At 38.7% G+C, this 8,175-nt stretch carries 3 protein-coding genes; all 3 read left to right on the plus strand.

What is annotated here, in order from left to right:
• Positions 1-372: 372 nt before the first annotated feature.
• Positions 373-2,406: a glycoside hydrolase family 97 protein gene (locus WBQ70_RS09655; protein WP_423913431.1), complete on the plus strand. Its 2,034-nt coding sequence runs from the start codon at positions 373-375 to the stop codon at positions 2,404-2,406.
• A gap of 88 nt (positions 2,407-2,494) precedes the next feature.
• Positions 2,495-5,407, plus strand: coding sequence for a glycosyl hydrolase 115 family protein (locus tag WBQ70_RS09660; protein WP_423913434.1), 2,913 nt, complete (start codon positions 2,495-2,497; stop codon positions 5,405-5,407).
• A gap of 75 nt (positions 5,408-5,482) precedes the next feature.
• On the plus strand, positions 5,483-8,175 hold a 2,693-nt coding region (locus WBQ70_RS09665), incomplete at its 3' end, for a glycoside hydrolase family 2 TIM barrel-domain containing protein (RefSeq protein WP_423913435.1).

An 8,175-nucleotide genomic window follows, 5' to 3' on the forward strand; every position in this document is an offset into this window, starting at 1 on the left:
GCTTATATATTTATTTTGTATTACAAGTATAAGCAATTGTAGTAACAAAAAAGGTCGTTGTATAATTTTTGACGTAGTGAATTATTTCAATTTGGACTAAATTCTATGCAATTTTGCTACTACAATACTATTGTTGATTTTTAAATTTATTTCTAGCAAGTTATCTCTTGAAGTAAAAAAATCACTTTTCTAATAAACCAAAAAAACACAATCGTTTTTCTTGACCAATAAAATAAATTTATGAAGATGAATTTTTTGTTCGGCCATTCTAAAAAAAAATAACCCTATAAAATTAAAAAGATGTATAAAAAAATTTCAGTTGTTTTAATAATGTCCTTACTTCTTATAAGTTGGAGTAAAAACAAAGTTGTTATGAAAATAGCTTCACCAGATTCAAATAATCAGATTGCTTTTTATTTGAATAAGGCCGGACAACTGCACTATTCAATAAGTCATATAAATTACCAATTTATGAATAATTCAGCTTTGGGATTTGAACTAAAAAATCTCTCATTAAAAGAGAGGTTTGAAATTATTGGTTCCGATACAGACTCTGAAAAAAGTAGCTGGAAAACAGTTTGGGGACAACGAAAAAACGTTTCTAACCATTACAAAGAATTAACTATTCATTTAAAGCAAAAACAATCGGGTGTTTTACTTGATGTAATTGCCAGAGCTTTTAATGATGGAGTTGCCTTCCGCTATTCCTTTCCAAAACAAGAAGGTCTTAAAGATTTTGTGATAATGGATGAGCTTACAGAATTTAATTTTGCCGGAGACTACAAGGCTTGGTGGAATTTTGCTGATTACGACAATTACGAGAAAGTGTACTACAATTCACCAATTAGCCAAATAGGCGACACTTTAAAATTTCACAGACGACCAGATAAAGAAGAACGTGCAAATATGTGTAACACACCTTTAACTATTGAAGTTAAGGATGCGTTAGTAATTAGTATTCACGAAGCCGATCTTACCGATTATCCCGAAATGAATCTGGTAAACACCTTACAAAATAATAGATTCAAAGCACAATTAGTGCCTTGGTTAAATGGTGATTTGGTTCGCACAACTGCACCTATGCATTCTCCATGGCGTACTATTCAAATAGCTGAAAATGCGGGTGGTTTAGTTCAATCAGATTTAATTCTGAACTTGAATCCCCCTTGCGCCTACGAAAATACGAACTGGATTGAAACTTATAAATATATAGGTATCTGGTGGGAAATGCACACAGGGAAATCGGCCTGGGCCGAAAAAACACAATTTGGTAAACCCATAAACCGCCCTCATGGCGCAAATACCGCTAATGCAAAATACCATATCGATTTTGCAGCCAAACACGGTATTCCAGATGTATTAATTGAAGGTTGGGACAAAGGTTGGGATAACATGGAAGGATCTTGGACTGGTTACGGCATTTTTGATTGGTCTACACCTACAGACGATTTTGATATTAAAGAAGTATGCCGTTATGGAAAAGAAAAAGGAGTACGAATGATGATGTATCACGAAACCATTTCGGATATAGACCATTATGAACCACGCATGGATACGCTATACAAAATGTGTCAGGATTTAGGAATAAAAACCGTAAAAGTAGGTTATACCGGCGATGTCAATTGGGATAAAGAAAAAAAGACCTATAGAGAACATCACCACGGGCAATATATGGTACGCCACTACCGAAAAATGGTGCAAACAGCTGCCAAATATCAATTGATGATTGTAAATCATGAACCAATTAAATTTACAGGAGAACAACGCACTTATCCCAACCTTATGGCAAGAGAAGGTGGTCGTGGTCAAGAATATAATGCATGGAGCGAAGGAAATTCGCCAGAGCACGGTGTGATATTGCCTTTTACTCGTCTGCTAGGTGGCCCAATGGATTATACTCCAGGAATATTTGAAGTGATGCTCCCTAAAAAGGCTTGGTCTAACGGTACCTTTAGGGTGCGTGGTACTGTATGCCAGCAAATTGCGTTTATGCTCACTATGTATAGCCCGATACAAATGGCTGCTGACTTACCCCAAAATTATGAAAAAAACTTACCCGCATTTCAATTTATTAAGGATGTGCCAACAGATTGGTCGGAGAGTAAAGTTTTAAATGCTAAAATAGGAGATTATTATACCATTGCTCGCCAAGAAAAAGGAACTAACAACTGGTTTCTGGGAAGTATTACCGATGAAAATCCTCGTAACCTCAACATAAGCCTTGATTTCTTGGCAAAGGGCAAACAATATGAAGCCATTATTTATGCAGATGGTAAAGATGCAGATTGGAAAACAAATCCTTATCCTGTTGCGATTACCAGAAAAAAAGTAACCTCCAAAGATAAACTTACTATTGTTTTGGCTGCCGGTGGCGGACAGGCGATTCAGTTTAAGGTTGTAAACTAAAAATCACGTTTTTTAAGAAAATGCGTTTGTAGAGACGGCCAAATTGTCTGTTTTTATCTTGATAAACAATAACAAAACATAATTATATATGAGATTATTTACACTTCTTGCCATTGTTAATTTCAGCTTTAGTCTGAATGCTAATGCACAAAAGCTTCTCATTGAGAAGTATACAAAACAAGACTTCATTTTGTTTAATAACGGAAAAACAGCAAGTATTCTTTACGACAAGAACGACCATAAAGTAATTGAGATAAGCGCCAACCTCTTTAGTGAAGACCTAAAAGCCGTTTGTGGCACAAGCCCTAAGACGTTCACTTCTAAAAAGGATGCAAAAGGAGATCTTGTAATCATAGGTTCTTTGGACAAAAGTAGCATTATCAAGCAATTGGTAAAAAACAATGCCATTGATACAACTGGTATGACAGGTGTTTGGGAAAAATATAGCATACAAACCATTAATAACCCTTGGCAACGAGGAAAAAAAATAGTAGTGATTTTCGGTAGTGACAGAAGAGGTACTGCTTTTGGCGTATTAGAATTATCAAAACAAATGGGCGTTTCACCTTGGTACTGGTGGGCGGATGTTCCGGTTGTGAAAAAAGACAAGGTCTTTGTAAAAGGAGGTATACACAAGAGCTCTTCACCCGATGTAAAGTACAGAGGTATCTTTATTAATGACGAAGACTGGGGCATGAAACCCTGGAGTACAAAAACTTTTGAGCCCGAACTGGGAGACATTGGTCCCAAAACTTATGCAAAGGTGTTTGAATTACTGTTGCGCCTAAAAGCGAATTATTTGTGGCCGGCCATGCACGAATGCTCGGGGGCATTCAATAAATATACAGAAAATAAAGTGATTGCCGATAAATACGCCATTGTTATGGGATCGTCACATTGCGAGCCGGTGTTGTTTAACAATGCAACCGAGTGGGACAAGAAAAATATGGGCGAGTGGAATTATGCAACCAACCGCGAAGGCATTTGCAAGGTGCTAGACAAGCGTGTGTCAGAAAATGCTCCTTATGAAAATGTTTACACTATTGGTATTCGTGGCGTTCACGATCACAAAATGGAAGGTGGTTTCTCTGTAGACAAGCAGATTGAATTGGTAAAAGAAGCGATAAACGACCAACGGGATATTCTGAAAAAACACATTGGTAAAAATGCCGAGGAAATTCCACAGATTTTTGTTCCCTATGCCGAAGTGCTCCATTTGTACAACAACGGCCTGAAAGTTCCCGACGATATTACCCTGATGTGGGTGGATGATAACTATGGTTACATGCGTCGTCTGAGCGACCCTATAGAGCAGCAACGTTCGGGAGGTAGTGGTGTGTACTATCATATTTCCTATCTTGGTAACCCTCACGAATACACATGGCTGAGTACAACAAACCCAGCCCTGATCTATCAGGAAATGAAAAAAGCCTACGACTACAAAGCCAACCGAGTGTGGATGGTAAATGTGGGAGACATAAAACCAGCAGAATACAATACTACGTTTTTTCTCGATTTGGCATGGAACATTGATACCGTAAAGCACGAAAATGTGTATACCCACATGCAAATGTGGTACAACCAAGCTTTTGGCGAAAAACTAGGAGCGGCCTGCAACGATTTGATGTATGACTTTTATCAAATCAACTTTGTGCACAAACCTGAGTTTATGGGTTGGGGAGAAGAATTTTCAAGCGACAGATGGCGCGAGCGTATCGAAGACACTGATTTTAGTTTCACCAACTACAAAGAAACCGAAAGACGATTAGAGAAATTCAAAGAGCTTAGCCAGAAAGTTACAAAACTCAGAAAGCAAGTTCCTGAAAGCCATCAGGCTGCGTTTTTCGAATTAGTGTATTACCCAATTATGGGGGCACACTACATAAATCACAAACTATTGCTTGCCCACAAAAACAGGTGGTATACCAAGTTAGGTCATGCAGCAACCAACGATTTGGTTGTTAAGCTGAAAGCTTATAACGATAGCATCCGCATGATTACGCATGAATATGAGCTGTTACTGGGTGGAAAGTGGAAAGGAATGATGTCAGAAGTGCAATCGGGTGGTGCAACCTTTGCATTTATGCCTCCTTTCGAAGAGATAAAACTCCCAAAAAAAGCAGGTTTGGGTATCCTTGTGGAAGAATACACAGAGGTCAACGGAATCAACAAGCCCTACTACTTGCCTGTTTTTACGTCGCACTACAACGAAACTTACACCATTGATGTGTTCAACACCGGCCAGGAGGCTTTGACCTGGGAAGCAATTGCAAGTGCTGATTGGATTTCGATTAGCCAAACCTCAGGAACAACTTCCAAAGAACAACGCCTCCAAGTTTCGGTTGATTGGAACAAGCTGCAAGGCAAAACACCAAACGGCACAATAACCATCCGTGGTGCTGGAGCTGAAAAAATTGTTTTTGTGAAAGCCTTTTATTCTAAAATTACCATAGCTGACAAGTTAAAAGGGGTGTTTGTTGAGAAAAATGGTTACATCTCCATTCCATTGGAAGATTATCACCGAAAGGTTGACAAAGACGACGTAAACTGGATTGTAAAAAAAGGTTTGGGTGTTACAGGTGCATCTTTGGCTACTCAAAATAACCATTCTAAAAGTGTAGGACATTGGGCTAAAAACGATAAATATGCACATGTTGAATACGACTTTTATACCTTCAACTCAGGTCGATTTGATATTTCAACCTATGTGTTGCCCACCTACCCAATTAACGGCTTTGAACTACACCGTTTTGCTATTTCGGTAGACGAGGAATCGCCCAAGATGATTTATGTAGGTGCTGATATCGACAGTGACAGTTGGAGACAAAATGTACGCCGCAACTCCTCCATCCATACCAGTTCGCACTACATTACCAAACCCGGAAAGCACACCTTAAAGATTTATTATATGGACCCAGGTGTTGTGGTAGATAAGGCTGTGCTGAATTTTGGCGGATTAAAAAATTCGTATTTAGGACCTGAAACAACTCAAATAAAATAAGTAGCGTGGGCAGTCGGGGCGAGATTTGAAGTTGATCTCCGACGATTAGCCAATTCGCAAATAAAACAGAAATAAATGAAAGTAATTAACATAGTAACAATCGGTCTGTTATTTTTGACTACAACGGTTTTTTCCCAATACAACAACGATTGGGAAAATCCTTTGGTGGTTCAGAAAAATAGATTTCCTTCAAGGTCAACCTTGTATTCTTACCCTACAGAAGAGCAAGCCAAAACACTTGATCGAGAAAAATCACCTTGGTATCAATCCCTAAACGGTAACTGGAAGTTTAACTGGGTAATAAAACCAGCTGATGCTCCCGATGATTTTTACAAAGAAGATTATGATGTTTCAAAGTGGGCAGATATTGATGTGCCTTCTTGTTGGGAGATGCGTGGTTACGGTAATGCAACTTATGTAAATTCGGGTTATCCTTTCCCGAAGAATCCACCTTTTATTGACCACAATCACAACCCCGTGGGCTCGTATAAACGTACATTTAATATCCCCGATGATTGGAACGACAAAACGGTACTAATAAATTTTGGAGGTGTTTTAAATGCTTATTATTTATATGTAAATGGCAAAGAGGTTGGTTATAACCAAGGGAGCTACACCTCATCTGAGTTTGATATTACAAAATACCTAAAGCCGGGCAAAAATACAGTTGCCGTAAAAGTATATCGTTGGAGTGATGGTGCCTATCTCGAAGACCAAGACAATTGGCGCATGAGCGGAATATTTCGTGAAGTATTCTTGCAAGCTTGGCCAAAAGTGGCGCTCTCTGATTTACATGTACGCACCTTGCTAGATGACAAATACGAAGATGCTGTTTTGCAAATTCGCCCTCGTGTGCATCTACAATCTAAAGATGAAAACCTAAAAGGCTATCAAATAAAAGCCCAATTGTTTGACGGAACAACTATGGTCTTAGAGAAACCGATGCAGATTTCGGTCCAAGAGGTGGCGCATGAGTGGTATCCACAATCCGATAACGTGCATTTTGCCTTGATGAAGCAGACCATCAAAAATCCAAAAAAATGGAGTGCCGAAAAACCAAATTTATATACGCTACTAGTAACCATTGAGAAAGATGGCAAGGTAATACAAGCAACTAGTACACAAATAGGTTTTAGACAAATAGACATAAAAGATGGTGTATTAATGGTTAATGGTAAACGTGTTATTATGTTTGGTGTTAATCGACATGACCATAGCCCTACGGAAGGAAAAACAGTTTCGCACGAAGAACTGCTCCAAGATATCACTATCTTGAAGCAAAATAACATGAATCTTATTCGTACATGCCATTATCCAAACGATCCCTATTTGTATGAGTTATGCGATAAATTTGGTATTTATGTAATGGACGAGGCGAACCTAGAAACGCACGGCATGCGGGGAGAACTATCTAATTCTCCAGAATGGACCTATTCGTTCCTCGATCGGGCCATAAAAATGGTGGAGCGTGACAAATTGCATCCTTCGGTTTTATTTTGGTCGTTAGGTAACGAATCGGGCACGGGGCCAAACCATGCCGCAATGGCGTCGTGGATAAAAACGTACGACTATACTCGCCCCATACATTCGGAAGGTGCACAAGGCGACCCCACCGATAGACGCTACAAGAAGCATGGTTCTAAAGAATGGACAAATTATCTGCTCAACCCCAGAGATCGTCCTTATGTAGATATGATTAGCCGCATGTATGCAACGGTCGAAATTATGAACCAGTTGGCGGAAGACCCTAATGATAATCGCCCCGTTTTTAACTGCGAATTTGCGCATGCCATGGGAAATTCATTGGGCAACCTCAAAGAATATGTTGACAGCGCACGCACACACGATAATATTATAGGTGGAGCCATTTGGGATTTTATTGACCAAGGTATTACAACAAAAACAAAAGACGGAAAAACCTATTGGGGCTATGGTAATGATCGATGGAAACATTTTGGTGCAGACCCTGGTCGAATGAATTTTTTAATAAACGGCATCATTAATCCAGATAAAAGCCCTAAACCGCAGCTTTTTGAATGCAAAAAAGTTTTCCAGTTTGTTGCTATTTCAAAAGACCAAAACAATGAATATGGGTTAAATATCAAAAATTATTACCACTTTACCAATCTGAATGAGTTTGATTTTAAATACAGTGTAAAGGCCAATGGTATAGAAATATTGACAGGAGATATTGAACCTATAAACTTAGAGCCTGGCAAAGAAACGAAAGTGATTTTGCCAATCAATAAGCTAAACAAAAAAGCAGGAGTAGAATATGTAATTCATATCAGCGTTTGCCAAAAAACGGCAAATGCATACGCAAAAGCTGGATACGAAGTTGCTTGGGAAGATTTTGTTTTACCAAAAATTGAAGCAAACGAAAAATTTTCAACCAAAAAAGTGAGCCTTTTAACAGCAAACAATATTATCAGTGGCGGTACGGCTGCGTACAAAGTTACTGTAGATAAAGCAACAGGCTATATTAGTTCTATAAAAGTGGGAAATAAACCTGTTTTATTATCAGCCCTGAAACCAAATTTTGTGCGAGCTGCTACCGACAACGACAGAGGGCAGGGAAATACCATTATGCACAAGGCCATGGAATGGAAAAATGTAGCCGATGACTTCAAGGTGGAAACAGTAGAAGTAAAAGAAAATACTATTTCAGTAAACGGAAATTCTTCTTTTGGTTCAAAATTATGGTTAAAATACGAACTATTCGATCAGGGAATAAAAGTTAGTTTCGGCTTTGAAAAGCCCAATACTGC

The organism is Flavobacterium sp., assembly GCF_049590715.1.
Lineage (GTDB): Bacteria > Bacteroidota > Bacteroidia > Flavobacteriales > Flavobacteriaceae > Flavobacterium.

Excerpts from the sequence above, each read along its gene's own strand:
- WBQ70_RS09655 (WP_423913431.1), top strand. The coding sequence starts at position 373 with ATGAAAATAGCTTCACCAGATTCAAATAATCAGATTGCTTTTTATTTG.
- WBQ70_RS09660 (WP_423913434.1), top strand. The coding sequence starts at position 2,495 with ATGAGATTATTTACACTTCTTGCCATTGTTAATTTCAGCTTTAGTCTG.